Annotated in this window: 24 protein-coding genes; 15 read left to right on the top strand and 9 right to left on the bottom strand. The window is 60.8% G+C overall.

Going from position 1 to position 23,120, the window contains the following annotated elements; translation table 11 throughout:
* Positions 1-39 precede the first annotated feature (39 nt).
* The 4 genes from ACR0J2_RS03610 (at position 40) to ACR0J2_RS03595 (ending at position 3,667) form a co-directional block, all read left to right on the top strand.
* Positions 40-1,203 carry a M20 aminoacylase family protein gene (locus ACR0J2_RS03610; protein ID WP_480811690.1) on the top strand — a complete coding sequence of 388 codons (1,164 nt, stop codon included), beginning with the start codon at positions 40-42 and terminating at the stop codon, positions 1,201-1,203.
* Between the two features lie 12 nt (positions 1,204-1,215).
* Entirely contained in the window at positions 1,216-2,184 is a 969-nt protein-coding gene (gene speB, locus ACR0J2_RS03605) for an agmatinase (protein ID WP_170610578.1), read from the top strand.
* Positions 2,185-2,248: 64 nt separating this feature from the next.
* Positions 2,249-3,196: an agmatinase gene (gene speB, locus ACR0J2_RS03600; RefSeq protein ID WP_480811689.1), complete on the top strand. Its 948-nt coding sequence runs from the start codon at positions 2,249-2,251 to the stop codon at positions 3,194-3,196.
* Between the two features lie 63 nt (positions 3,197-3,259).
* Positions 3,260-3,667, top strand: coding sequence for a DUF1499 domain-containing protein (locus ACR0J2_RS03595; protein ID WP_480811688.1), 408 nt, complete (start codon positions 3,260-3,262; stop codon positions 3,665-3,667).
* On the opposite strand, the gene ACR0J2_RS03590 is transcribed toward ACR0J2_RS03595, so the two are convergent.
* Positions 3,608-3,895, bottom strand: coding sequence for a hypothetical protein (locus tag ACR0J2_RS03590; protein WP_321252546.1), 288 nt, complete (start codon positions 3,893-3,895; stop codon positions 3,608-3,610). The two genes, ACR0J2_RS03595 and ACR0J2_RS03590, sit on opposite strands and share 60 nt — an antisense overlap.
* A gap of 63 nt (positions 3,896-3,958) precedes the next feature.
* Between ACR0J2_RS03590 and prfA the strand changes: the two genes are divergently transcribed.
* The 3 genes from prfA to ACR0J2_RS03575 all read left to right on the top strand — a co-directional run bounded on the left by prfA (position 3,959) and on the right by ACR0J2_RS03575 (position 6,683).
* The gene (prfA, locus tag ACR0J2_RS03585) at positions 3,959-5,014 is read left to right on the top strand and encodes a peptide chain release factor 1 (RefSeq protein ID WP_480812024.1); all 1,056 of its coding nucleotides are present in this window, start codon (positions 3,959-3,961) and stop codon (positions 5,012-5,014) included.
* A complete protein-coding gene (gene prmC / locus ACR0J2_RS03580; protein WP_480811687.1) occupies positions 5,011-5,856 on the top strand; it encodes a peptide chain release factor N(5)-glutamine methyltransferase in 846 nt (281 codons plus the stop codon). Before prfA ends, prmC begins: the two co-directional genes overlap by 4 nt.
* 239 nt (positions 5,857-6,095) lie before the next feature.
* Entirely contained in the window at positions 6,096-6,683 is a 588-nt protein-coding gene (locus ACR0J2_RS03575) for a DUF4167 domain-containing protein (protein ID WP_480811686.1), read from the top strand.
* 52 nt (positions 6,684-6,735) lie between these two features.
* On the opposite strand, the gene rsmA is transcribed toward ACR0J2_RS03575, so the two are convergent.
* The 5 genes from rsmA to lptG form a co-directional block, all read right to left on the bottom strand.
* Positions 6,736-7,578, bottom strand: coding sequence for a 16S rRNA (adenine(1518)-N(6)/adenine(1519)-N(6))-dimethyltransferase RsmA (gene rsmA / locus ACR0J2_RS03570; protein ID WP_480811685.1), 843 nt, complete (start codon positions 7,576-7,578; stop codon positions 6,736-6,738).
* An 84-nt stretch (positions 7,579-7,662) separates the two neighbouring features.
* Complete coding sequence (gene pdxA, locus ACR0J2_RS03565) at positions 7,663-8,628, bottom strand: 4-hydroxythreonine-4-phosphate dehydrogenase PdxA (protein ID WP_480811684.1); 966 nt, start codon at positions 8,626-8,628, stop codon at positions 7,663-7,665.
* Complete coding sequence (locus ACR0J2_RS03560) at positions 8,625-9,878, bottom strand: peptidylprolyl isomerase (RefSeq protein WP_480811683.1); 1,254 nt, start codon at positions 9,876-9,878, stop codon at positions 8,625-8,627. The genes pdxA and ACR0J2_RS03560 overlap by 4 nt, the downstream gene beginning before the upstream one ends.
* Entirely contained in the window at positions 9,869-12,031 is a 2,163-nt protein-coding gene (locus ACR0J2_RS03555; RefSeq protein WP_480811682.1) for an LPS-assembly protein LptD, read from the bottom strand. The genes ACR0J2_RS03560 and ACR0J2_RS03555 overlap by 10 nt, the downstream gene beginning before the upstream one ends.
* Entirely contained in the window at positions 12,031-13,131 is a 1,101-nt protein-coding gene (gene lptG, locus ACR0J2_RS03550) for an LPS export ABC transporter permease LptG (protein WP_170677721.1), read from the bottom strand. Before lptG ends, ACR0J2_RS03555 begins: the two co-directional genes overlap by 1 nt.
* A 229-nt stretch (positions 13,132-13,360) precedes the next feature.
* On the opposite strand from lptG, the gene ACR0J2_RS03545 reads away from it, so the two are divergent.
* From ACR0J2_RS03545 to ACR0J2_RS03535, 3 genes are read left to right on the top strand one after another with little or no spacing between them, the layout of a single operon-like run.
* Positions 13,361-14,827 carry a leucyl aminopeptidase gene (locus ACR0J2_RS03545; RefSeq protein ID WP_480811681.1) on the top strand — a complete coding sequence of 489 codons (1,467 nt, stop codon included), beginning with the start codon at positions 13,361-13,363 and terminating at the stop codon, positions 14,825-14,827.
* Positions 14,828-14,831: 4 nt separating this feature from the next.
* Complete coding sequence (locus ACR0J2_RS03540) at positions 14,832-15,290, top strand: DNA polymerase III subunit chi (RefSeq protein WP_480811680.1); 459 nt, start codon at positions 14,832-14,834, stop codon at positions 15,288-15,290.
* 29 nt (positions 15,291-15,319) lie between these two features.
* Complete coding sequence (locus tag ACR0J2_RS03535) at positions 15,320-16,366, top strand: aldo/keto reductase (protein ID WP_480811679.1); 1,047 nt, start codon at positions 15,320-15,322, stop codon at positions 16,364-16,366.
* A 64-nt stretch (positions 16,367-16,430) separates the two neighbouring features.
* Here the strand turns inward: ACR0J2_RS03535 and ACR0J2_RS03530 are convergent, their stop codons facing one another.
* Positions 16,431-17,417 carry a GlxA family transcriptional regulator gene (locus ACR0J2_RS03530; RefSeq protein ID WP_480811678.1) on the bottom strand — a complete coding sequence of 329 codons (987 nt, stop codon included), beginning with the start codon at positions 17,415-17,417 and terminating at the stop codon, positions 16,431-16,433.
* 131 nt (positions 17,418-17,548) lie between these two features.
* Between ACR0J2_RS03530 and bcoG the strand changes: the two genes are divergently transcribed.
* The 3 genes from bcoG to ACR0J2_RS03515 all read left to right on the top strand — a co-directional run bounded on the left by bcoG (position 17,549) and on the right by ACR0J2_RS03515 (position 20,773).
* Positions 17,549-18,466: a 3-dehydrocarnitine:acetyl-CoA trimethylamine transferase BcoG gene (gene bcoG, locus ACR0J2_RS03525; protein WP_170619157.1), complete on the top strand. Its 918-nt coding sequence runs from the start codon at positions 17,549-17,551 to the stop codon at positions 18,464-18,466.
* A gap of 88 nt (positions 18,467-18,554) precedes the next feature.
* Positions 18,555-20,018, top strand: coding sequence for a carnitine 3-dehydrogenase (locus tag ACR0J2_RS03520; RefSeq protein ID WP_170610626.1), 1,464 nt, complete (start codon positions 18,555-18,557; stop codon positions 20,016-20,018).
* A complete protein-coding gene (locus ACR0J2_RS03515; RefSeq protein WP_170610629.1) occupies positions 20,015-20,773 on the top strand; it encodes an SDR family oxidoreductase in 759 nt (252 codons plus the stop codon). The genes ACR0J2_RS03520 and ACR0J2_RS03515 overlap by 4 nt, the downstream gene beginning before the upstream one ends.
* A gap of 3 nt (positions 20,774-20,776) precedes the next feature.
* Here ACR0J2_RS03515 and ACR0J2_RS03510 read toward each other — a convergent pair whose 3' ends face one another.
* Positions 20,777-20,959 carry a hypothetical protein gene (locus tag ACR0J2_RS03510; protein ID WP_170610632.1) on the bottom strand — a complete coding sequence of 61 codons (183 nt, stop codon included), beginning with the start codon at positions 20,957-20,959 and terminating at the stop codon, positions 20,777-20,779.
* An 80-nt stretch (positions 20,960-21,039) separates the two neighbouring features.
* Entirely contained in the window at positions 21,040-21,918 is an 879-nt protein-coding gene (locus ACR0J2_RS03505; protein WP_480811677.1) for a helix-turn-helix domain-containing protein, read from the bottom strand.
* A gap of 107 nt (positions 21,919-22,025) precedes the next feature.
* Between ACR0J2_RS03505 and ACR0J2_RS03500 the strand changes: the two genes are divergently transcribed.
* Complete coding sequence (locus ACR0J2_RS03500; RefSeq protein ID WP_170610965.1) at positions 22,026-22,229, top strand: DUF2061 domain-containing protein; 204 nt, start codon at positions 22,026-22,028, stop codon at positions 22,227-22,229.
* Positions 22,222-23,115 carry a fatty acid desaturase gene (locus ACR0J2_RS03495; RefSeq protein ID WP_480811676.1) on the top strand — a complete coding sequence of 298 codons (894 nt, stop codon included), beginning with the start codon at positions 22,222-22,224 and terminating at the stop codon, positions 23,113-23,115. The genes ACR0J2_RS03500 and ACR0J2_RS03495 overlap by 8 nt, the downstream gene beginning before the upstream one ends.
* Positions 23,116-23,120 lie beyond the last annotated feature (5 nt).

Here is a 23,120-nt window from a genome sequence, read left to right as displayed (position 1 = left end):
TGCATCCATCCCGCAGCTTGGATCAGGAGTCCACCCCCGATGCCCGTCGTGAACCGAATTGCCGATTTCTCTGCCGATATGGCCGCATGGCGCCAGCACCTGCATAAAATCCCGGAACTGGAGTTCGAATGCCATGAAACTGCGGCTTTTGTCGCGGACCGTCTGCGCGAGTTCGGCGTGGATGAACTGCACGAAGGGATCGCCAAAACCGGCATGGTCGCCATCATCAACGGGAAGGGTGAAGGGCCGACCATTGGCTTGCGTGCGGACATGGATGCGCTGCCGATCACGGAGGAGACGGGTGTCGCCTATGCCTCGACGAATCCGGGCAAGATGCATGCCTGCGGCCATGATGGGCACACGACCATGTTGCTGGGGGCCGCGCGGTATCTGGCCGAGACACGGAATTTCCGGGGGCGGGTTGCGCTGATCTTTCAGCCCGCCGAGGAAGAAGGCGGCGGAGCCGGCGTGATGGTGGAAGAAGGCATCATGGACCGGTTTGACATCTCGCAGGTCTATGCGCTGCACAACGCGCCGGGCATTGCCGAAGGGGCGTTCCACACAACGCCTGGCCCGATCATGGCGGCGGTCGACACGTTCGAGGTGCATATCCAGGGCAGGGGCGGCCATGGCGCGATGCCGCACGAAACCCGCGATCCGGTGATGGCGGCCTGCGGTATCGCTCAGGCGATCCAGACCATTGTCAGCCGCAACAACTACGCGTTGGATGATCTGGTGGTTTCGGTCACGCAGATTCATACCGGAACCGTGAACAACGTGATTCCCGACACGGCCTATATAAACGGCACCGTGCGCACCTTTGATCCCAATGTGCAGAAGATGGTGATGGAGCGGATGGAGCAGATCGTGCAGGGGCAGGCGGTATCCTACGGTGTCGAAGCGCGGCTGGACTATGACGTCAGTTACCCAGCCACGGTTAACGATGACGCCAAGGCGGTATTTGCGGCTGAAGTCGCCCGCGAGGTTTCCGGCGATGACCGGGTCACGGCCAATAGCGGGCGCGAGATGGGGGCCGAGGATTTTTCCTATATGCTGCAGGCACGCCCCGGCGCATATCTGTTTCTGGGACAGGGTGAAGGTGCAGGACTGCATCACCCGAAATACAACTTCAACGACGACATCGCACCGGTCGGGGCCTCATTCTTTGCCCGGATCGTGGAAAAGGCGCAGCCGCTGGGCTGACAGGGAGAAGATATGGCACTGGAAGACGCAAAAAACCAGGTGGATGAGGCGTTCACCAATCCCGACCTCAAGGGGTTGTCCTACGAGAACACGTTCGGGGGCGCGACCTCGTTCCTGCGGCGGCTGTATACCAAGGACCTGAGCGGAGTTGATATCGCCGTGACAGGCGTACCTTTTGATCAGGCCGTCACCAACCGCCCCGGCACCCGTCTGGGCCCCCGCGCGATCCGCGAAGCCAGCGCCCTGCAATCGCCCGATGCGCCTTATGGCTGGCCCTTTGATGCGCTCAGCGAACTGGCCATCGTCGACTATGGCGACATGGCCTATGACTATGCCAACATCCCGGCCTTTCCCGACACGTTGACCGATCATATCCGCACCATTCTGGAGGCGAATGTCGCCTCGGTCACGCTGGGCGGGGACCATTACATCAGTTTTCCAATTCTGAAGGCCTATGCCGAGAAATACGGGCCGATATCGCTGCTGCAATTCGATGCGCACACGGACACCTGGGCCGACGACGACATGTCCCGCGTGGACCACGGCACGATGTTCTACAAGGCGGTGAAGTCCGGGATCGTGGACCCGAAACGCTCGGTTCAGGTGGGGATTCGCACACACAACGAGGATACGCTGGGCGTCAACATCATCGACGCGCGCGAAGTGTATGAGTCCGGCCCTGCCGCCGTGGCGCAGAAGATCAAGGGTATTCTGGGCGACAGTCCCGTTTACCTGAGCTTTGACATTGATGGGCTGGACCCTGCCTTTGCCCCCGGCACCGGGACGCCTGTCTGGGGCGGGCTGACCTCGATCCAGACGCAGATCATTCTGCGCGACATCGCCGGGATCAACATCAAGGGCGGCGATGTGGTCGAGGTTTCGCCTCCGTTCGACACCTCCGGCGCCACCGCGATTGCCGGTGCGCATGTGGCGACGCAGATCATTTGTCTGCTGGGCTGGAACAAGCTGGCTCCGGTTTAACATTTGGTTAGGCATACTTCCGGTATTTGCTTGATTGAATGACCGGGCAGAAGGGACAACAGGCATGGCAGATTTCAACCAACCGATCAGCGGCAATGATCTGGCCCGGTTTTCCGGGCCGAACACGTTCATGCGCCTGCCGCAGGCGGCCTCGCTTGAAGGGCTGGATGTGGCGGTTTTGGGTATTCCGATGGATATCGGCACCTCGTGGCGGTCCGGTACGCGGTTCGGGCCGAAACAGATCCGAAGTGAAAGCGCGATGATCCGGCCCTATAACATGGCGACATTCGCCGCGCCGTTTTACAGTTTGCAGATTGCCGACATCGGCGATCTGGCGATCAATACGTTTTCGCTGGCTGACAGTCTGACGATCATCAAGGACAGCTATGACGGCATTCTGGCGCAGAACGTGACCCCGGTGGCGATGGGGGGCGATCATTCGATCACCCTGCCGATCCTGCGCGCGATTGCGGCAAAGCACGGTTCGGTCGCCCTGGTGCATGTGGATGCCCATGCGGACGTGAATGACGAAATGTTTGGCGAGCGTGAGACCCATGGCACCGTCTTCCGCCGCGCCTACGAAGAGGGGCTGATCATTCCCGACAAGACCTTTCAGATCGGAATTCGCGGGTCCGGCTACGCCGCCAGCGATTTCACTGAAGCGAAGGGATGGGGTTTCCGCCAATATCCGGCCTGGGAATTGTGGCAGCAGAACCTGACCGAGATCGGCTCGCTTATCCGCAAGTCTGTAGGGGATCATCCGGTTTACATCACCTACGACATTGACAGTCTGGACCCGGCCTATGCGCCCGGCACCGGGACACCCGAGATTGCGGGGCTAACCACACCGCAGGCGCTTCAACTGATCCATGCGCTTGGCGGCATGAATGTCGTGGGCTGCGATCTGGTCGAGGTTTCGCCGCCCTACGATCCGTCCGGCAACACGGCGCTGACAGCGGCGAACCTGTTGTTTGAATTGATCTGCATCCTGCCCGGTGTGACGTCACGATAACCGGGGGCGCATATTGCCCCGCATCGCGATCCGGCTAGGGTTTGTCAAAGGGTTGGGTTCGGGATGACAAAGATGGTGCTGTGGCTTTGTGTTGCGCTGTTGGTTGGACTGGCGGCTTTCATTCGGCTGGCTCCGTCCGATCCCATGACATGGCATGTCGCCCCGGTTGGTAACACGGACCGGGACATGAAAGGCGGCGTGTTGCGTGTGGTTGAAACCGGTCCGGACGGGTTGGCGCGTTTCGATACTATTGCAAGGGCCGCTCCACGGACAACGGTTTTGGCCGGGTCGGTTGGTGATGGAATGGTGACATATGTCACCCGAACACCGACATTAGGGTTTCCCGATTACACAACGGCACAGCAAGACGGAGACATCCTGCGCATTCACGGCAGATTGCGGTTCGGGCGTTCAGATTTTGGGGTAAACCGGGTTCGTGTCGACCGGTGGTTGGCTTTGTTGCAGCCCTGAGGACAGGCACCCCTCCTGCACCTCGCGCCACATGGGGACGTTCAGTGACATCTGGCATTGGGCCATGAACATGCGGCCATCGACCTGCAGGCAGATCATCTCTCCCAGTTCGACGCGGGTGCCGGATTTATCGGTGCAATAACAATCCTGAACCTTGCCGCCGGGGCCGACCACATCGGCCATGGCAGGTGCCGCGCAGAGGGCAAGAACAAGCACGATCCGTTTCATGAATAACAGCTTAGCACAAGGCTTGCCCTTGACCAAAGCCCCCGGATGATAGACACCCCGCGCATGATCCCCGAAGAACGCCTTGAACAGATAACTCAGCGATTCCAGTACCTCGAAGCGGCCATGGCAGATGGCGCGTCGGGCGGTGATATTGCGGCATTGGCCAAGGAATATTCTGACCTCAAGCCGGTGGTTGATCAGATCATGACCTGGCGACAGCTCGTGGCCGATCTGGCCGAGGCAAAGGTGATGCTGGCCGACCCCGACATGAAGGAACTGGCCGAGGAGGAAATCCCGGCGTTGCAGGCACGTATTCCCGACGCAGAGCACGCGTTACAACTGGCGTTGTTGCCGCGGGACGCAGCGGATGCGCGCCCGGCGATGTTGGAAATCCGCCCCGGTACAGGCGGGGATGAGGCCGCTTTGTTCGCCGGAGACCTGCTGCGCATGTATCAGCGCTATGCCGAAGCGCGGGGCTGGCAGTTCGAAATCATCGAGGAGCAAGCCTCCGATCTGGGCGGGATCAAGGAAGTGGTGGCCCATATCAAGGGTGACAACGTCTTTGCGCGCATGAAATACGAATCCGGCGTGCATCGGGTTCAGCGGGTTCCTGAAACCGAAAGCGGCGGACGTATTCACACGTCGGCGGCGACGGTGGCAGTTTTGCCCGAGGCTGAGGACGTGGATATTCAGATTGACGCGGGTGACATCCGCATCGACACGATGCGGTCTTCCGGTGCTGGTGGTCAGCACGTGAACACCACCGACTCGGCCGTACGGATCACCCACCTGCCCAGCGGCATCGTGGTAACCAGTTCCGAGAAATCCCAGCACCGCAACCGCGAGATTGCGATGCAGGTACTGAAAACGCGGCTTTACGATCTGGAGCGGCAGCGAATCGACAGCGAGCGTTCGGCGGATCGGGCCAGTCAGGTCGGCTCGGGCGACCGGTCCGAGCGGATCAGGACCTATAATTTCCCTCAAGGTCGCATGACGGATCACCGTATCAATCTGACTCTGTACAAGCTGGATCAGGTGATGCAAGGCGATCTGGACGAGGTGATCGATGCGCTGACCGCAGATGATCAGGCGCGGCTTCTGGCCGAGATGGCGCAATGACCGGGGCGCAGACTGCGGCGCAGGCGATGGTGGCGGCAACTGCCCGGCTGCGCGCGGCAGGTGTGGAAGATCCGGCTCGGGATGCGCGGCTGTTGCTTGCTCATGCGGCCCGGATCGAAGCCAGCCGGGTCACCCTGATCGCGCCCGAGGAGCTGTCGCCGGATATCGCTGAGCGCTACGACCAGCTGATCTCGCTTCGGGCCATACGCGTTCCGGTCTCGCACCTGTTGGGAGAGCGCGAGTTTTACGGCCGCCGGTTTCGCGTCAGCCGTGATGTTCTGGACCCGCGCCCCGAAACGGAAGTATTGATCGAAGCGGCCCTGAGCGAACCTTTTGACCGGGTGCTAGATCTGGGGGTCGGGTCCGGGTGCATTCTGATCACGCTGCTGGCCGAGCGGCGCAGCGCAACCGGGGTTGGTGTCGACCTCAGCGAAGCCGCCTGTTTGCAGGCCAGCGCCAATGCGGTGCAGCATCAGGTGCAGGCCCGCATCGATGTCTGGCAATCCGACTGGTTTGGTGCGGTTGATGGCATGTTTGACCTGATCGTTTCGAACCCGCCCTATATCTCGCTTTCCGAAATGGAGGAACTTTCCCCCGAAGTACGCGAACATGAACCGCGACTAGCGTTGACAGATGAGGGCGACGGGCTAGATGCTTATCGCCGGATCGCGTCATCAGCCCCGGATTTTCTGTCGCGGGGCGGGCGTCTTCTGGTCGAAATCGGACCGACGCAGGCCAACTATGTGTCCGCGTTGTTTGACGCCGCCGGACTGGCGGAAATCCGTGTCATTTCCGATCTGGACGGGCGGGATCGTGTAATTGTCGCGAGAATGCCGGGTTAGGCCCGAAAACTGAGGCTGAAATGCGCCTGCGAAAGTAAAAAAGCTGCGAAATATCCGATAAACCCCTTGTCTGCGCGGGCAGGACATGCTTACTCAGAGTAGTCAGCGAGGCTGGCGCTTTTGCAGCGCACCCCTGACGCCAAGCCCAAAAAAGTCGATGACGCGGTACGGGACAAGCCTCTGAGCAGCGTAAGGTACGGGTTGATCGACAGCGAATGACAAGGCTGACGTAAAATAAGATGAGATCTTCAAAATCCCGCTCGCGGGCCAAGAATAACCGCAATCGCCCTTCTGGTGGTAACGTCGTAAACCGGGTTTTCGACAGTTCAGGCCCCGAGGGCAAGGTGCGTGGCACGCCGCAACAAATCATTGATAAGTACAATCAGCTGGCGCGTGACGCTCAGTTGTCCAACGACCGCGTGGCGGCAGAAAACTTCCAGCAGCACGCCGAGCATTATCTGCGCATGCTGAGCGAAGCGCAGCGCGAGATTGATGCGCGCCGCGAGGAGCAGGAGCGCCAGAATCGCGAGCGCCAGGCCGAACGCGATCGCGAACGCGCCGAACGTCAGGAACGTGAAGCTGCCCGCCAGGCAGACCCGGCCGAGGCACCGCAGCCCGACGTGATGGATTTCGGTTCTGAGGAGGCAACGCCGGAATCGGGTCTGGTCGAGACGCCGGAAAGCAAAGAGGATGCGCCGGTCGCCGAAACGCCCGAGAAAAAGGAAAAACCCGCGCGCAAGCCCCGGGGCCGTAAGCCCAAGGCCGCGCCTGCAACAGCGGATGAAGCGCCTTCAAGTGAAGGCGACGCGCCGGAAGCGGCTGAGTAAGCGCTCGTATCGGTTGAGAAGAAGCCCCGGGTTACGTCCGGGGTTTTTTGTTTCAGCCTTTGGAAACTTCACGCGCCAGCGCGCAGAAGGCTCCCAGAGGGACCTGTTCGGCCCGTTCCGTGGGCTGGATGCCAGCAGCCAGCAGACGATCCTCGATATCCGGGGCCACGCCTTTCAGCGAGGCGCGCAGCATCTTACGGCGCTGGTTGAATGCGGCGGCGACCACGCGGGACAGTGTTGCGGCATTTGCCGGGAAACGCGGCTCGGGCAGAGCGGTCAGGTGGACCACTGCGCTTGAAACCTTGGGCGGCGGAGTAAACGCGCCGGGCGGCAGGGACATGGCGATACGTGCCTCGGCCCGCCACTGGGCCAGGATGGCGAGGCGGCCATAGGCCTTGCTTCCGGGTTGGGCGACGATACGCTCGGCCACTTCGCGCTGGAACATCAGGGTCAGGCTTTGCCAGAACGGCGGCCATTCCGGCGGCGTCAACCAGCGGACCAGCAGTTCGGTGCCGACATTGTAGGGCAGGTTGGCCGCGATGCGAATCGGCGGGGTCAGATGGGCCAGAGGGTCGATTTCCAGAGCGTCGCCATTGATCACCTCAAGCTTGCCGGGATAGGCGGCAGCGATGTCGTTCAGGGCGGCGATACAGCGCGTATCTTTTTCGACCGCGACGACCTTGCGCGCGCCTTCGGACAGCAGGCCACGGGTCAGTCCGCCGGGGCCCGGCCCGATTTCCAGCACATCGCATTGGGTCAGATCCCCGGCCTGACGGGCGATCTTTGCGGTCAGGTTCAGGTCGAGCAGAAAGTTCTGACCCAGCGACTTGCGGGCCGAGAGCTGATGTGACGCGATGACTTCGCGCAGAGGGGGGAGGGTGTCGATTGCGCTCATGATCCGATTACCGTGGCGCGGGTTGGTGGGTAAGCGCCAGAGGTTTTTTGCCTCCGGCGGGGATATTTTCGGCCAGGTGAAGGATCAAGGGGTTTGTGCCATCTGTTGGGCAAGTTTCAGGGCCTCGATCAGGCTTGTGGGATTGGCGATTCCTTTTCCGGCGATGTCCAGTGCGGTGCCGTGGTCAGGCGACGTGCGTATGAAGGGCAGGCCCAGCGTTACGTTTACGCCCTTGTCAAAATCCAGTGTCTTGATCGGGATCAGGGCTTGATCGTGATACATGGCGATTGCCGCATCGTATCGGGCGCGGGCGGCGGCGTGGAACATCGTGTCGGCCGGATGGGGGCCGGTGACGGTGTAGCCGTTGGTTGGCAGGCCTTTCAGAAGCGGCGCGATCCAGTCCAGTTCTTCCATTCCCATTTTGCCGCCTTCGCCAGCATGTGGATTGAGGCCCGCCACCGCGATACGGGGGTGTGCGATGCCGAATTGACGGCGCAGACCGTCAGCCGTGATGGCAATGGTGTCGCGCAACAAATCTGGCGTCAGTTCGGACGGCACGCGGGACAGCGGGATGTGGATCGTGGCGGGCACGACGCGCAGATTGGAACTGGCCAGCATCATCACCGCGCGTTCCTGACCGGCGAGGGCCGCCAGAAACTCGGTATGACCGGGGAAGGAAAACCCGGCCCCGTCGATCAGGGCCTTTTTGTGAATGGGCGCGGTGCACAGCGCCGAAGCCTCGCCCGAGCGCACGAGGTTGACGCCCAGTTCAATGGCATCGATGATCGACGGCGCATTGTCCGGATCGGGATGGCCCGGTCGGTTGGGCGCGGGAAATTCCATGTGCAGCACAGGCAGGGCCTCGGCGCTGACGGCTTGCGCCTGCGATGGTGCGCTTATTTTGTGGATCGGGGTGCCTTTGGGCAGGTGTGCGGCGTCGCCGATATAGAAAAACGGGCAGGCGCCGCGCAATTGGGACCATGCGCCAGCGGCGATTTCAGGGCTGATCCCGGCCGGTTCCCCGCAACTTAGCGCAATGGGGGCGGTCATTGCGAGATGATGGTCGCATCGGCCTTCATCTGTTCCAGAAGACTGTCGGCAAAGGCTTGCAGGCGCTGCTGGGTCAGGGCATTCGCAATGTCCTGGCGCGTCGTGTCCTCTCCCCGGTCTAGGGTGCGGGTGCACAGCATCAGGAACATCAGGGTCTGCCCGTTGTTGCGGGTGAGCGTTGTCGACACCTCGTTGTTGTCCAGCTTGGCCAGTTCCAGCGCAACATCTCGCGGGATTTCCGACGGGGCCGCGGAGACACGATCCAGTGCTGCAGCCGGCTGATCCTTCGCGATGCCATAAAGGTCGTCGCAGGTGTCGATCTCTTCCTTCAGCCTGTTGGCCCGGGCCAGGGTTTCCGCGCTGCGCCCGCCGGGCAGGTAATACGCGGCATAATCGATCTCGGAATAGCGGGGCGCGGCGGTCGAAACCTCGCGAACGCCGCGCATCTGGAACAGGGCGACAGCGTTGGGCAGCGACAACGGTGCGGTGATTTCGCCGTTCTTGAGGCCCAGAAGCACCGGTTGCAGGGCCGGTGGCAGGTCGGTCAGGCCCAGCCATTCCAGCCTGCCGCCATTATCACGGGTAGCGGCGGCTGAGTACTGTGTGGCAGCGGCAGAGAAAGCATCATAGCCTTCGAGTTTCGAGATTTCGTCAGCCAGGACCTGGGCCTGAGGCAGAGTTTGCGGGGTCACCGGGATGATGATTTCAGACAGCAGAACCTGCAGGCCGCCATTGCCGCCTTGTCCCAGTGCGCGGTTGATCTCGTCTTCCGAAGGGCGGGATTGGGACAGAAAGCGTGTGCTGATGAACTCGCGCCAAGCCAGCTGGTTGGCGACCAGATCCCGCACGGTTTCGCGATCGACCCCTTCATTTTTGAGGGCATTGAGGAATTCGTCGGACGACAGCTGACCGCGGGATGCGAATTCGTCGATACCGACCTCAATGTCTTCGGGTGTTGCCGAGATGCCGGCATCGCGCAGGGCCTGATTGCGCAGGCTGTCTTCAATCAAAGCTTCGCGCACCTCTTGGTCTGAACTGCCGGGAACGCCCAGAACGGTCAGCAATTGCTGGCGTTGCTGCAACTCGTACCATGTGATGATGTCCTGGTTGACGCGGATCGCCGGCGAGAACAGGCTTTGGGCCGAGATCTGCCCGGCTGCAAGTGCGATGACCGCGGCGGCAAATGCCGGAGTGGCCCGCCTGATCCAGCCGGAACGAATAAACCTTGAGAAACCTGATATCAGCTGCATGATCTTTTGTACTTCTTACCGCCGCCGTCGATGGCGTAACCTGTCAGGGCAACGGTAAACCCGAATTCCGTCGAAGGCTCAATACTTGATGTTGATGTGAAGCGTCGGCTGACGCTCATGTTAACCTGAACACATTCGTTCTGATAGGTCAGCCCAAACCCGTACCGGATGGGTTCGTCTTCGCTGAGGTCATAGCGTGCTTCGGCGCGAGTCAGCCAGTTTTCGTCTATTCTGTAGCGTCCGTTCACCCAGAATTCTGAGATTTCGTCATCCACGTTCTCGTCCGGGTCAGGCTCCTGCCAGACATAGCTGCCGACGATTGCATCGTCACCGCGCGCCCATTGACCACGCAGTTCGGCTTTTGCAAAACTGAAATCGCCGTTGATCAGGCCGCGCCCGCCAATGGACCAGCCCTTGACCGTGTCTACCTGCCCGGCAATCAGCAAATCGGAAGACGTGCCCTGAAGACCGGATGTCAGGTTGAAGGCCGGGTCGGCATCGGCGCGGAAAACCTGACCTATCGTTGCCAATGCACGTGAGCCATTGATGCCGTACCGGGCCCAGTTGACGCCGACAACGCCGGTCGGCCCGTCTTCACGGCGGTCGACTGCGGGAAAGCGGGACAGGGAAAGCAGATCACCCTGATCGAATTCCTGAAATGTGCTTTCGTCAATCGGCACGTCATTGGTCGACACATGGGTCCACCCGATCTGAGCGATGGGTTCCAGCACCTGCGAGGCACCGGATGCTTCGCGGCGCTGCATCGGATAGCGCAGCGTCATTGCCGCACGAGGCGTGAGCCGGTTGACGTTATCTGCGAAATTGCTGTCGTGCCGGATGTTGAACCTGTCCACCGACGCACCGAACTGAGCGTCAGCCCGTAATCCGGTGGCGAATATCCAGCTGCGCAGCCACTCGGCGTCAACGGTGGCGCGCGCCACATCGCGCCCGGTGACGTCGGCATCGCTGGTACGCTCGTATGCATGGCTGAGAAAAGACAGGCGGACTTCGCCTCCAACACTTTGGGGGAAGTATCGTTTCTGGTAGTTCAGGTCGAAAATCCGCGACGGGATTTCATCCTGATCTTCGCTGTCACGCAGCGTTTTGTAGTGGATCAGGCTGGTCCTGAAGGCCGTATCCCGTTTGATCCGCTCAAGCGCGACTTCGCTGCGCAGGCGGTCATAATTGGGCAGGCCGTAATCCGCCAGATAGCCGTCGTCAGACGTGGTGTTGATGCTGAACAGGAACCGGAAGTCGTTCTTCAAGAGAAAAAAGCCATTTGCGAACAGATAGCCGCGATCCTGGTTCGGCTGTATGTCGTCGCGCGTGTAGGCCCCTTCGATGTTTATGCGGCCTGTTTTGAACGCTTGCCGGTACCGGTAGCCCAGCGTTCGTGTGCCCGAAGACAGGTAAGGCGTCAGGGTCAGGTCCTTGTGGTCACCGAGCTTGAAGAAATACGGCACCTGAACGCCGGTCCCAAGCTGCGATGTGGTTCGAATGGACGGTACAAGAAACCCTGTCGCGCGTTCCAGTGTTGGATCCGGCAGGCGCAAATACGGAAAGTAGAAGACAGGGAAATCCAGCACACGGAACTGTGCGCCTTCGAAATACAACTGCCGCTCCAACTGGTCGTGCGTGACCTTGCGGGCGCGAATCTGCCACAGTGGCGCACGACCGTTGGCACAAACATGGCAGGACGTGGCCGAAACCTTGCTGAGCTGCGTGTATCGACCAGCGGCGCGGCGCGCCTCGACCGAGGCGATCTGGGTCTGTTGGTCGAACACCATACGCGCGCCGATCAGAAGGCCGTTCTGGATACCGTTGTCCAGTTCTGCCGAATCGGCAAGAATCGTGGTGCGGCCCTCCTGATCGATCCGGATCGGACCCTGCAGTTCGAGCGAACCGGTTTCACGATCATAAATGATGCTGCTGGCCGTCAGTTTGATGTCGCCCTGAAACGCCTCGACATTGCCTTCGGCGATCAGCTTGCGATCCGGAGTGATAAAGATTTTGTCTGCGACCAGAAGGGCCGCAAGGTCCTGCGATTCAGCCGCTTGTCCGGCACCTGGTACAGGCGCGGACTGCGCTGTGGCGATAGCTGGCGCGCTGTGGATCAGCGCACCGGACAGCAACAAGGGTAGCAAGTGCCGCATCAGCCGTCCTCCGCGTGCAGCAACAGGCCCAGCGACAAAAGCAGCGCCGCAAAGGGTGGCGCCCAGGCCGAGACGTAGACCGGCAATTGTCCGTTTTCCCCCAGGATTTGTGCAAAATTACGGATGAAATACATGGCAAAGCCCAGTAGTACGGCGGTCAGCACAGCGATGCCTGTGCCCCCGAAACGCACGTGGCGCATGGTAAAGGCGGCGCCGATCAGGACCATCGAGACCAGAAAGAAGGGCCGCGCGAGCTCGGATTGCAGCCAGACCTCATATTGCTTTGTCGAAAACCCGGCCTCTCCCAGATCGTTGATCAGTTGCGGCAGATCATAGACCGAGACCGAGTCCTGCTGGCCCAGCGAATCCAGGATGCGCTGCCGGGTCAGAGAGGTGGGCAGGTCCAGCCGGTCATGCGTCACTGCATTCAATTCGGGGTTTTCGTCATCTTTCAGGGACCAGATCTTGGCGTCCTGCAGGACCCATCTGCCATCTTCCAGCCGGGCTTCGTCAGCGACGATCTGCTGGGTCGGCTTGCCGTTTTGGCCAAAGGTGATGATCGTGACACCAGTCAGATGCAGGATGTCGTCATTCTCGGTGCCCTGCGCGTGAATGACCGATTGCCCGTCCTCCGCCCCTTGCCGCAGCCAAAGGCCATCACGGCTGATGGACAGGGTCGAACGGCCGTCGTTACGGTAGCTGTCCGCCAGACGCCGGTATTCTTCGGACGTTGCCGCAGCGATCGGGTTCAGCAGGGCCACGGCCAGAGCTCCGATAATCAGCGCCAGAACGACCGGCGCAGCCAGAGCGCGGATGCCGGACCGCCCGGTTGCACGGGTCACAACCAGTTCTGAACTGCGGGCCAGGCCAATGAACAGGGCAATGGTCGACAGAATAATCAGCAAAGGCAACATCTCGCTGATGGCAGCGGGAGTGTTCAGCAAAGTCAGCTGAAGCAGGCGCCCAAAAGACAGGTTGGAATCGTCAAAACGGCGGATCTGTTCGATCAGATCGATCAGAATCATCAGTGTCAGAAAAATGCCGCCAATGACCAGAAAACTTTGCAGGAATCTGCGGGCGAAATAGCGGTCGAGGATCACGACAACGCCCTCATCACCCCGAAAAAGCAAGGGGCCGGGCCGCATTTGCCGGAACGTGATTTTCTGCGCGACGGCTTGTGCCTGCCGTTAGGTGCCAAGTCTTGTCCCCCGATGCCTGTCGGTTCTTTTTGCGGGACTTTAATGCAAATGACGGCTGGGGAAAACTGCTATCTGGTCAAGCCGCGCGGTGCGGGCTAGGTCTTGGGGAACAGATTTTGAGGAGTTTGCAATGAGCAGTCTGGTTCCGGTCCGTTTTCAGGCCTTCGATGTCGATGCAATGGCGCAGGCCGAGGGGCGCGTGGCGATCATCATCACGTCAGAGGGGAAAATGGGCCCAGCCGCCCGCCGCGCCAATCGCCTGACACGCGGCGCGGTTGCGCGACTGGTTGAAAGCGAGAAGTTCGGCAAGGCCAAAACCGGGGACGTCATCTCGCTGGGCTGGCCGGGTGGGATGGCAGCGGAAGCGCTGGATGTTCTGGTTCTGCCGCGCCGGCCCGAGCGGGCCGAGGCGCGCAAGGCGGGTGCGGCACTGGCCAAGCTGGCAGGGGGCAAGGATCTGCTGGTGATGGCCGCCAATCAGCTGCGGTGCGAAGATCTGGCCATGGGTATCGCGTTGCGCAGTTACGATTTCGACGCGCACAAGACCAAGGACGCGGAAGAATCCGGCACTGTCACCATCAGCCACGGCAAGCATGACGAGGTCGAGGCCGCCTTTGCGCCGCTTTATGCCGTGGCCGACGGCGTGCGGATGACCCGTGACCTGACCAACGAACCTGCCAACGTATTGACCACAACCGAGTTCGCCGATCGTCTGAAAGAGATGGAGGCGCTGGGGCTCGAGGTCGAGGTTCTGGAAGAAGACAAGCTGGCCGAGTTGGGAATGCGCACATTGCTGAGCGTCGGACAGGGGTCCGACAGCCCCTCGAAAGTGGTTGTGATGCAGTGGAACGGGGGCGACAAGGACGATGCGCCGCTGGCGCTGGTCGGCAAGGGCGTCGTGTTCGACACCGGCGGCATTTCGTTGAAGCCCGCCGGTGGCATGGAAGACATGACGATGGACATGGGCGGCGCGGGCGTTGTGGCGGGCACCATGCGGGCGCTGGCAAAACGCAAGGCAAAGGCCAATGTCGTCGGGCTGGTGGGGCTGGTCGAAAACATGCCCTCGGGCAATGCCACGCGGCCCGGTGACGTGATCACCTCGATGAAGGGCGATACGGTCGAGATCATCAACACCGACGCCGAGGGGCGGTTGGTTCTGTGTGATGTCATGTGGTATGCGCAGGAACGGTTCCGGCCCGTTGGCATGGTCGATCTGGCCACGTTGACAGGTGCGATCATCATCGGTCTTGGACATGAAAATGCCGGTGTATTCTCGAACAACGACACGTTCTGCGATGCGTTCCTGAAATCTGCCGGGGCCGAAGATGAGGGCGCGTGGCGGCTGCCGCTGGGCGAGGCCTATGACAAACAGTTGAAATCACGCATTGCGGATATGAAAAACGTGGGCGGACGGCCTGCGGGTTCAATCACTGCGGCGCAGTTCCTGCAACGGTTTGTCAAGGAAGAGACGCCGTGGATTCATCTGGACATTGCCGGTGTTGCCTCGGTTTCAACCGAGACGTCTTACGCTCCCAAGGGGGCCACGGGCTGGGGCGTGCGCGCACTGAGCCGGTTCGTGCAGGACAATTTCGAGTAATCGGATGGGGGCTGTCTATTTCTATCACCTGACCCGGCAGCCTTTGGAGCAGACCCTGTCGGTGCTGCTTGACAAGGCGCGGCAGGCTGGTTGGCGGGTTGCCGTGCGGGGGACCGATCCCGCGCGGATGGACTGGCTGGATGAAAAACTGTGGCTTGGCCCCGAGGAGGGGTTCCTGCCGCATGGTCGGGAAGGCGGGCCGCATGACGCGGCACAGCCCATCCTGCTGACCACCACGGCGGATGCCGCAAATGACCCATCCTGTGTGATGGCGGTGGATGGCGCGCCGGTCGAGGCCGACGAGGTTGCCGAGTTGGAACGGGTGTGCATCCTGTTCGATGGCAACGACGAACAGGCCGTTCAGCACGCACGGGGGCAGTGGAAAGCGCTGACCGCAGCAGGATGCTCGGCGCAATACTGGTCCGAGGCGTCGGGGCGGTGGGAAAAGAAGGCCGAGGCCTGATTTTCGAAAACAAGTCAGGAGAGTGACGGATGAAAACCAAGCCTCTGGGCCGTACGGGCATCATGGTGTCGGACCTGTGTCTGGGCACGATGACGTTTGGCACGCAAACTTCAGAACCCGAGGCGCATGCGCAGATCGACCTGGCGTTGGATGCCGGGGTCAACTTTGTGGATGCGGCCGAGATGTATCCGGTGAACCCGGTCTCGAAGGAAACGGTCGGGCGGACCGAGGAAATTCTGGGCAACTGGAATGCCGCAAACCGGTCACGACGGGGCGACTATGTGTTGGCCACCAAGCATTCCGGCGCGGGGTTTGCCCACGCCCGCGACGGCGCGCCAATCACCGGGCAGACCATCCCCGAGGCCATCGAAGGCTCGCTGCGGCGGTTGCAAACGGATTGCATTGATCTCTACCAATTTCACTGGCCCAATCGCGGCAGCTACATGTTTCGGCAGAATTGGGATTATGCGCCATCGGGGAAGAATACCGGAGAAGTTCTGGAGAATATGCAGGAGTGCCTTTTGGCGCTGCAGGCGCAGGTGGACAAGGGCAATATCCGCGCATTCGGCCTGTCGAACGAAAGCGCCTGGGGCACGGCACAGTGGCTGCGGCTGGCCGAACAGACAGGCGCGCCACGGGTCGCGTCTGTACAAAACGAGTATTCGCTGCTCTGCCGCCACTTCGACACCGACCTGGGCGAGTTGAGCGTACACGAGGATGTGGGGCTGATGGCATTTTCCCCTTTGGCCGCAGGGTTCCTGACTGGCAAGTACCAGAATGGGGCCGTGCCGGCCGGATCGCGCATGTCGCTGGTGCCCGCAATGGGGGGACGCAAGTCCGCGCGTGTCTTTGATGCCGTGGCGGCCTACCTCGAGATCGCGGACCGCCACGGGTTGGACCCGGTTCACATGGCGCTGGCCTGGTGCCGGACCCGACCTTTCATGATGTCAGCCATCTTCGGGGCCACGAGCGTCGTGCAGTTGGAGCATATTCTGCGCGGTGCCGATCTTGAATTGTCGACGGACGTTCTGGCCGAGATAAATCAAGCGCACCGGGCCCATCCGATGCCGTTCTAGGGGCGCAGCCCTCGTCGCCAGCAGTGTCTTCCTCGAGGTCTTTCTGAACAATTGACCGGTTTGGTCAGTGATGCGTGGGCTGGGTCCGGTCTTGTCTCAGGTCACGGGCCGAGAGGCCGTGGGCCGTACGGAAGGCGCGGGCAAAGCTGGATTGTGAGGCGAATCCGGTGGCCAGGGCCACATCCATCAGTGGCATGTCTGTGTCGGTGACAAGGCGGCGCGCCTCGGCCAGGCGCAATTGCAGGTAGTGGTCCTGCGGCGTGGTGTTCAGACGCAGTCGGAACTGTTGTTGCAGGGTGCGGGGGCTGGTGCCCAGACGGTCGGCGATATAGGCCAGCGGCAGTGGTTCGTCGAGCGAGGATTCCATCAGCGAATTGGCGCGGGCGGTCAGGGCAGAATGGCGATGCGGTGCGCCGGTGCGACTTTGGGGTTTCGAAGGTTGCGGCGCGCCTTCGTAGAGGAACAGGCCCGATACCCGCGCGGCGAAGCCCGCGCCGTGGCGGGCGGCTATGATGTGAAGCATCATCTCGACCGCGGGAATCGCACCACCCGAAGTCAGGCGGCCTTCTGACACGGTAAAACGGTCCGGGCGGACGTCGACTTCGGGGAACCGTGCGGCGAAACTGCTGAGGTCTTCCCAGTGCGTTGTGGCAGGGTGGCCGTTGAGCAGACCGGCTTCGGCCAGCAGCCACGGTCCGCCATCGATACCGGCCATAGTGGCGCCGGTGCCGGCAATGCGGCGCAGGCCCGCCAGTAGGCTGGGCGTGGCATGGCGGGCGAGCTGGAACCCGGCGACGACAATCATCAACTCGCAGCTTTGCAGCCGGGCCAGGGGGACCCCGGGCACCTGCAGGGCGCTGGTCAGCATTGCAGGTTCAGCCGTTGCGGTGACGTAATCCCAGTCAAAGGCCGGGCGGTCTGCCAGACGGTTGGCTGCGCGCATTGGATCAACGGCCGATGCGAAGCTGAGCGTGTTGCAATCGTCCAGCACCAGTACCGCCGTTTTCAGGGCGCGTTGTTCGGGCTGAAGTATGTTTTTTGCGGATTTCATCAAGTTCGATTCGCATTCTGGCAAGTGTTTTCCCAAGGCTGCGTCAGAGTCGGCGGCAACGCAAATCAGAATCCGGGGAAAAGCCTGGGGAAAACCCAAGGTGAATCCGGGTATAACTTGGGGAAAACGCAATGCCTCTGGAAATGAACCGCGAAGTCTTCATCACCTGTGCTGTCACCGGATCGGGCGGGACGCAGGATCGCAGCCCGCATGTGCCGCGCTCGCCCAAGCAGATCGCCGAAAGTGCGATTGCCGCGGCCAAGGCTGGCGCAGCGGTGGTGCATTGCCACGTACGCGACCCGGAAACCGGCGCACCGTCGCGGGACCTGGCCCTCTATCGCGAGGTCACCGACCGCATTCGCGATGCCGAGGTTGATGCGGTCCTGAACCTGACCGCTGGCATGGGCGGAGACATCGTTTTTGGCGGGATTGAGAACCCGTTCCCTGTCAATGAAGCCGCAACGGACATGATCGGTGCGTCCGAGCGTGTGGCGCATGTTGCAGAGTGTCTGCCGGAAATCTGCACGCTGGACTGCGGCACCATGAACTTTGCCGAAGCCGATTACGTCATGACAAACACGCCCGGTGCGTTGCGCGCGATGGGCAAGATGATGACGGACCTGGGCGTGAAGCCGGAAATCGAGGCGTTTGACACCGGCCATCTGTGGTTTGCCAAGCAACTGGTCAAGGAAGGTATTCTGGAACCCAACGCCCTGGTCCAGCTGTGCATGGGCGTACCGTGGGGCGCGCCGGATGATCTGAACACGTTCATGGCGATGGTGAACAATGTGCCGGATGACTGGACCTTCAGCGCGTTCTCGCTGGGACGGAACGAGATGCCGTTTGTTGCCGCCTCGGTTCTGGCGGGCGGCAATGTGCGCGTCGGGCTGGAAGACAATCTGTGGCTGGAGAAAGGCGTGCTTGCCGAGAACTGGCAGTTGGTGGAGCGCGCGGGCAACATCATCGAAAACATGGGTGCACGGGTGATCGGACCGCAGGAAGTGCGTGAAAAGCTGGGGCTGGTTAAACGGGCTCCGGTAGCGAAGTGAGAACGGAGCGATACTTGGGGGCCCAGCCCCCAAACCCCCGGAGTATTTTGAAAAAGATGAAATATGCGCGTTCAACTGGCAGGATGACATGAAAACAGCGGCGATCATTGGTGGTGGTGTAATCGGCGGCGGATGGGCCGCACGGTTTCTGCTGAATGGCTGGGATGTTCGGGTGTTCGACCCGGACCCGGAAGCCGAGCGCAAAATTGGCGAAGTGCTGGACAATGCACGTCGCTCGTTGCCGGGACTCAGCGATGTGCCTTTGCCGGCCGAAGGGGCGCTGAGCTTTCATGAGGATATGGCCGATGCCGTCAGGGGTGCGGACTGGATTCAAGAAAGCGTGCCCGAGCGGCTAGAGCTGAAATTGAAGGTTTACAAGGGGTTGCAGGAGGCGTGTGATCCGGGTGCGATCATTGGGTCCTCGACCAGCGGCTTCAAGCCTTCGGAGTTGCAGGAAGGCGCACTGCGCCCCGAGCAGATCGTCGTGACGCACCCGTTTAATCCGGTGTATCTGCTGCCGTTGATCGAACTGGTGCCGACCGAGAAGAACGCGCCCGAGCTTGTTGCAAAGGCCAAGGAAATGCTGACGTCGGTCGGCTTCTTCCCGCTGCATGTCAAGAAAGAGATCGACGCGCATATAGCAGACCGGTTTCTCGAGGCCGTCTGGCGTGAGGCGCTGTGGCTGGTCAAGGATGGCATTGCGACCACGGAAGAGATCGATGAGGCGATCCGTATGGGCTTTGGCATCCGCTGGGCGCAGATGGGGCTGTTCGAAACCTATCGCGTGGCCGGGGGCGAGGCCGGGATGCGGCATTTCATGGCGCAGTTTGGACCAGCCCTGCAATGGCCCTGGACCAAGCTGATGGACGTGCCGGAATTTACCGATGAACTGGTCGACATGATCGCCGAACAGTCCGATGCGCAATCCGGGATGCACTCAATCCGAGAACTGGAGCGTATCCGCGACAACAACCTTGTCGGGATGATGCGGGCGCTGAAGCTGCAGAATTACGGGGCTGGTGCAGTGCTGAACCAGCATGACGCAATGCTGCGGCCCGGCGCGCTGCCGACGCTGGATCAGGCGGATCTCAGCCAGCCGATCCTGACCCTGTCGCGGGCGGTGCCGCTGGACTGGACCGATTACAACGGTCACATGAACGAGGCCAAATACCTCGAGGCTTTTGCTGCGGCGACCGACCGGTTCATGGAGATCATTGGCTGTGACGCGGATTACATCGCCTCGGGCGGCAGCTATTTCACCGCTGAGAACCACCTTCGCTATATCGACGAAGTCCATGCGGGCGCAAAGATTGAAGTGCGCACGCAGATGCTGTTGGGTCAGGGCAAGAAGCTGCACGTTTTCCACAGCATGTACGAGGGCGACAAGCTGCTGGCAACGGGTGAGAGCTTTTTGCTGCATGTCAGTCTGGAAACCCGCCGCCCCAGCGCGCCTTCGGCCGAAATTGAGGATGCGATGGCGCGAATTGCCGCCGCGCAGGCTGATCTGCCATACCCCGAAGGTGCGGGTGTGGCCATTCGGAAACCGTCATGACCCGGCGGGTTCTGGTCACGGCCGGCGCCGCGGGCGTCGGTCGTGCCATGGCCGATGCGTTTGACGCGGCAGGCTATGAGGTCTGGGTGACGGATATCGATCAGGCGGCGCTGCAGGCCTTGCCGGATCACTGGACGGCGCATTGGACGGATGTGACCAGCGAGAACGACATGAGCGCCGTCTTTCAGGCGGCCGGTGCAGCAGGCGGTCTGGACGTGCTGTGCGCCAATGCGGGGATCGCAGGGCCGACTGACGCGATCGAGGATATCGATCTGGCCGCGTGGCGGTCCTGTGTCGCGGTCAATCTGGACGGCGCATTTCTGGCAGCCAAACATGCGGTCCCGATGATGAAATCGGCGCGGGCGGGAAGCATAATCCTGACGTCTTCGACGGCCGGACAATATGGGTATCCGTTTCGGGCACCTTACTCAGCGGCGAAATGGGCCGTTATCGGGTTGATGAAGACGCTGGCGATGGAGTTGGGGCCACATGGTATTCGCGCCAATGCAATCTGCCCGGGCGCTGTCGAAGGCCCTCGAATGGAGGGCGTTTTGCAGCGTGAGGCCGCGGCCAAAGGAATGACGCGCGACCAGGTTTACCAGGGCTATGCCGCGGGCACCTCGATGGGCCGATTCGTCGAGGCGCAGGATATCGCCAATATGGCGGTCTTTCTCGCCTCGGATGCGGCAAGGCTGGTGTCGGGGCAGGTGATTGCCGTGGATGGTCACACCGTCAACCCCGACCCCAAAGTCTAAGCGTCAGGCCTGATTTGGGCCACGCAACTGACGAATAGCGCTGCGCACGGCCTGCCAGTCCTGAGCTTCCTGTGTGTTACCGGAAGCTTCGCACTCGCGCATTTTCTGAGCGGCTTCCGCCTCGGCTCGGTCGCCGTGAGCGGTATAGAGGGCGCGTGCGTATTCTGCCGTTTTCAGTGCGTCCATTCTTGTAGTCCTCCGTCTTGTGGTCGGATGTCCCAAACGTTCGCGCGAAGGCACCATAGCACAGGAACTATCAAGCCGCATCACTGCGTCTGAGACGGATCTGAGATCGCTGACCTGAATTGCCGCAGATGATCCGGAAAATCGCGGGCGGTCAGGTCCGCCTCGCGGATCAGGGTATCGAAATGGCGGGTGAAAACCTCGACCCGGTCACGGTCGCGGAAAGCCATGTAATGGCTGCCGGCGTAGAAAACGCACAGAAGGGGGCCGAATATCGTGACTGGTGCGGAATAGAGCCGTTTGGCATCAAACAGATAGATGCGCAATCGTGGATAAAGCAATTCGCAGAGTTCCAGCAGGTGATCGATCTGATCCAGTCGGGCCCGCAAAGGCAGATCCTGATAGTAGCCCGTGCCATGGGCAAAACTGTGGATTTCATAAAGCGGCATCGCGATCTCATAGTCCGATTGCGCACTGCGCATCCACGCCAGCCGGTCGGCAGACGCACCGATCGCCTGATCGGCCGTACGACCCAGATGGGGGGCGTATTCCCATTCCAGAACGGCGCGGGTTTTCAGCATGTCGGGCAGGGTGGCCGGGACATAGCGAATCTTGTATCCCGCCGCCTCCTGATGCCACTCAAAGATACGCTCATCAACCAGGGCGCGGGGGGCTTCGGCCATGGTCAGGGAGCTGGCCAGCAGCTCTGCCGCGCTTTCGGGGCGGTTGGAGAGGCTGAGCAGCCAGTCCGCCGAAACACCAAGCGCCGAAGCGCAACTGCCAACGACATGTGCGTTTGGTAACCGGGCGCCCGCGTCAGCCAAAAGCTGTGAAACTGTGGATCGGTCCACACCGATTCCCCGGGCCAGTGCGCTTTGACTGACACCGCGCTCTTCCATGGCGCGGGCCAGACGCAGACGAAACTGCGCAGCGCGATCTCGTTTGTCGATTTTTTCTTGCATGTGATAATAAATATCACGTTTGATGAGTTTTGTTAATCATATTCAGAATTCTCACGCCCCTCTGTTGCCGATAAATCTTGAAGCATAACAAGACTATGGGTGACGGAATGGAGACACGGCGCAGATCAGTCGTGAAGGCTGTGGTTTGGAATGCGATGGGGCTGGCAATGATGACGCTGGTCGGGCTGATCGCAACCGGATCGGCGGCAGTTGGCGGTACGCTGGCAATCATCAACACAGCCATCGGACTGACCCTGTATGTGATTTACGAACGTGTCTGGGCCGGCATCACATGGGGGCGTGATGTCTGAGCGTTCCGGTCCCGAGTGGCGCACTTTCGCATTGATTCTTGCCTGTTACGGGGCGTGGTTGCTGACAGTCTTCTTCATGGCGTCCTGGAGCCTTTGGCTGGCCATCCCGGCAATGGGGGTCATAGCGGCACTGCATTCTTCCCTGACTCACGAGGCTTTGCATGGCCATCCCTTTCGAACCAAATGGGTGAACGAGGCGCTAATGGCGCTGCCGCTGACATTGTTCATTCCCTATAACCGGTTCCGGGATATGCATCTTGCGCATCATCGTGATGCAGCACTGACCGACCCCTATGATGACCCCGAAACCAACTATCTGGACCCCAAGGTATGGGAGTCTTTGGCCGGCTGGCAAAAGCTGGTTTACAGCGCCAATAACACGCTTTTGGGCCGCATGGTTCTGGGGCCGCTTATTGGCCAGACCGCGTTCTTTCGCGATGAGTTGCGCGGGGCGCTGCGTGGCGATCCGGCCATTCCGCTGGCATGGGCATTGCATCTGCCCGGGGTGGCCGTGGTGTTGTGGATTGCTGCTGCGTCGGCCATGCCAGTTTGGGCGTTTGTCATTTCCGCATATATCGGGCTGGCACTGGTAAAGATCCGCACTTTTCTGGAGCATCGCGCGCATGAGAAATCGCGGGCCCGAACCGTTATCGTCGAAGATCGAGGTCCGCTGGCTTTTCTGTTTCTGAACAACAACCTGCACGTCGTTCATCATATGAATCCGGGCACGCCTTGGTATCAGCTGCCTGCGCTTTACCGGAACAACAAGGAACGGTATCTGGCCTGCAACGAGGCGTATGTCTATCGTTCTTACGGACAAATCTTCCGTCAGCATTTCTGGAGCGCCAAAGATCCGGTGGCGCATCCTCTCTGGCCAAAGGGTTGATTTAA

It is taken from the genome of Ruegeria sp. CG4 (assembly GCF_056537185.1).
The sequence above is the reverse complement of the archived record's forward strand: the minus strand, read 5'-3'. Positions and strand labels throughout refer to the sequence as shown.

Bases quoted from the DNA above. Each gene is read 5' to 3' on its own strand.
- ACR0J2_RS03595 (WP_480811688.1), top strand. From the start codon at position 3,260: ATGACAAAGATGGTGCTGTGGCTTTGTGTTGCGCTGTTGGTTGGACTG.
- ACR0J2_RS03555 (WP_480811682.1), bottom strand. From the start codon at position 12,031: ATGCGGCACTTGCTACCCTTGTTGCTGTCCGGTGCGCTGATCCACAGC.
- rsmA (WP_480811685.1), bottom strand. From the start codon at position 7,578: ATGAGCGCAATCGACACCCTCCCCCCTCTGCGCGAAGTCATCGCGTCA.
- ACR0J2_RS03610 (WP_480811690.1), top strand. From the start codon at position 40: ATGCCCGTCGTGAACCGAATTGCCGATTTCTCTGCCGATATGGCCGCA.
- bcoG (WP_170619157.1), top strand. From the start codon at position 17,549: ATGCCTCTGGAAATGAACCGCGAAGTCTTCATCACCTGTGCTGTCACC.
- prmC (WP_480811687.1), top strand. From the start codon at position 5,011: ATGACCGGGGCGCAGACTGCGGCGCAGGCGATGGTGGCGGCAACTGCC.
- ACR0J2_RS03495 (WP_480811676.1), top strand. From the start codon at position 22,222: ATGTCTGAGCGTTCCGGTCCCGAGTGGCGCACTTTCGCATTGATTCTT.
- ACR0J2_RS03505 (WP_480811677.1), bottom strand. From the start codon at position 21,918: ATGCAAGAAAAAATCGACAAACGAGATCGCGCTGCGCAGTTTCGTCTG.
- ACR0J2_RS03530 (WP_480811678.1), bottom strand. From the start codon at position 17,417: ATGAAATCCGCAAAAAACATACTTCAGCCCGAACAACGCGCCCTGAAA.
- ACR0J2_RS03515 (WP_170610629.1), top strand. From the start codon at position 20,015: ATGACCCGGCGGGTTCTGGTCACGGCCGGCGCCGCGGGCGTCGGTCGT.
- prfA (WP_480812024.1), top strand. From the start codon at position 3,959: ATGATCCCCGAAGAACGCCTTGAACAGATAACTCAGCGATTCCAGTAC.
- ACR0J2_RS03575 (WP_480811686.1), top strand. From the start codon at position 6,096: ATGAGATCTTCAAAATCCCGCTCGCGGGCCAAGAATAACCGCAATCGC.
- speB (WP_480811689.1), top strand. From the start codon at position 2,249: ATGGCAGATTTCAACCAACCGATCAGCGGCAATGATCTGGCCCGGTTT.
- ACR0J2_RS03545 (WP_480811681.1), top strand. From the start codon at position 13,361: ATGAGCAGTCTGGTTCCGGTCCGTTTTCAGGCCTTCGATGTCGATGCA.
- ACR0J2_RS03500 (WP_170610965.1), top strand. From the start codon at position 22,026: ATGGAGACACGGCGCAGATCAGTCGTGAAGGCTGTGGTTTGGAATGCG.
- speB (WP_170610578.1), top strand. From the start codon at position 1,216: ATGGCACTGGAAGACGCAAAAAACCAGGTGGATGAGGCGTTCACCAAT.
- ACR0J2_RS03510 (WP_170610632.1), bottom strand. From the start codon at position 20,959: ATGGACGCACTGAAAACGGCAGAATACGCACGCGCCCTCTATACCGCT.
- ACR0J2_RS03520 (WP_170610626.1), top strand. From the start codon at position 18,555: ATGAAAACAGCGGCGATCATTGGTGGTGGTGTAATCGGCGGCGGATGG.
- ACR0J2_RS03560 (WP_480811683.1), bottom strand. From the start codon at position 9,878: ATGCAGCTGATATCAGGTTTCTCAAGGTTTATTCGTTCCGGCTGGATC.
- ACR0J2_RS03590 (WP_321252546.1), bottom strand. From the start codon at position 3,895: ATGAAACGGATCGTGCTTGTTCTTGCCCTCTGCGCGGCACCTGCCATG.
- ACR0J2_RS03535 (WP_480811679.1), top strand. From the start codon at position 15,320: ATGAAAACCAAGCCTCTGGGCCGTACGGGCATCATGGTGTCGGACCTG.
- pdxA (WP_480811684.1), bottom strand. From the start codon at position 8,628: ATGACCGCCCCCATTGCGCTAAGTTGCGGGGAACCGGCCGGGATCAGC.
- ACR0J2_RS03540 (WP_480811680.1), top strand. From the start codon at position 14,832: ATGGGGGCTGTCTATTTCTATCACCTGACCCGGCAGCCTTTGGAGCAG.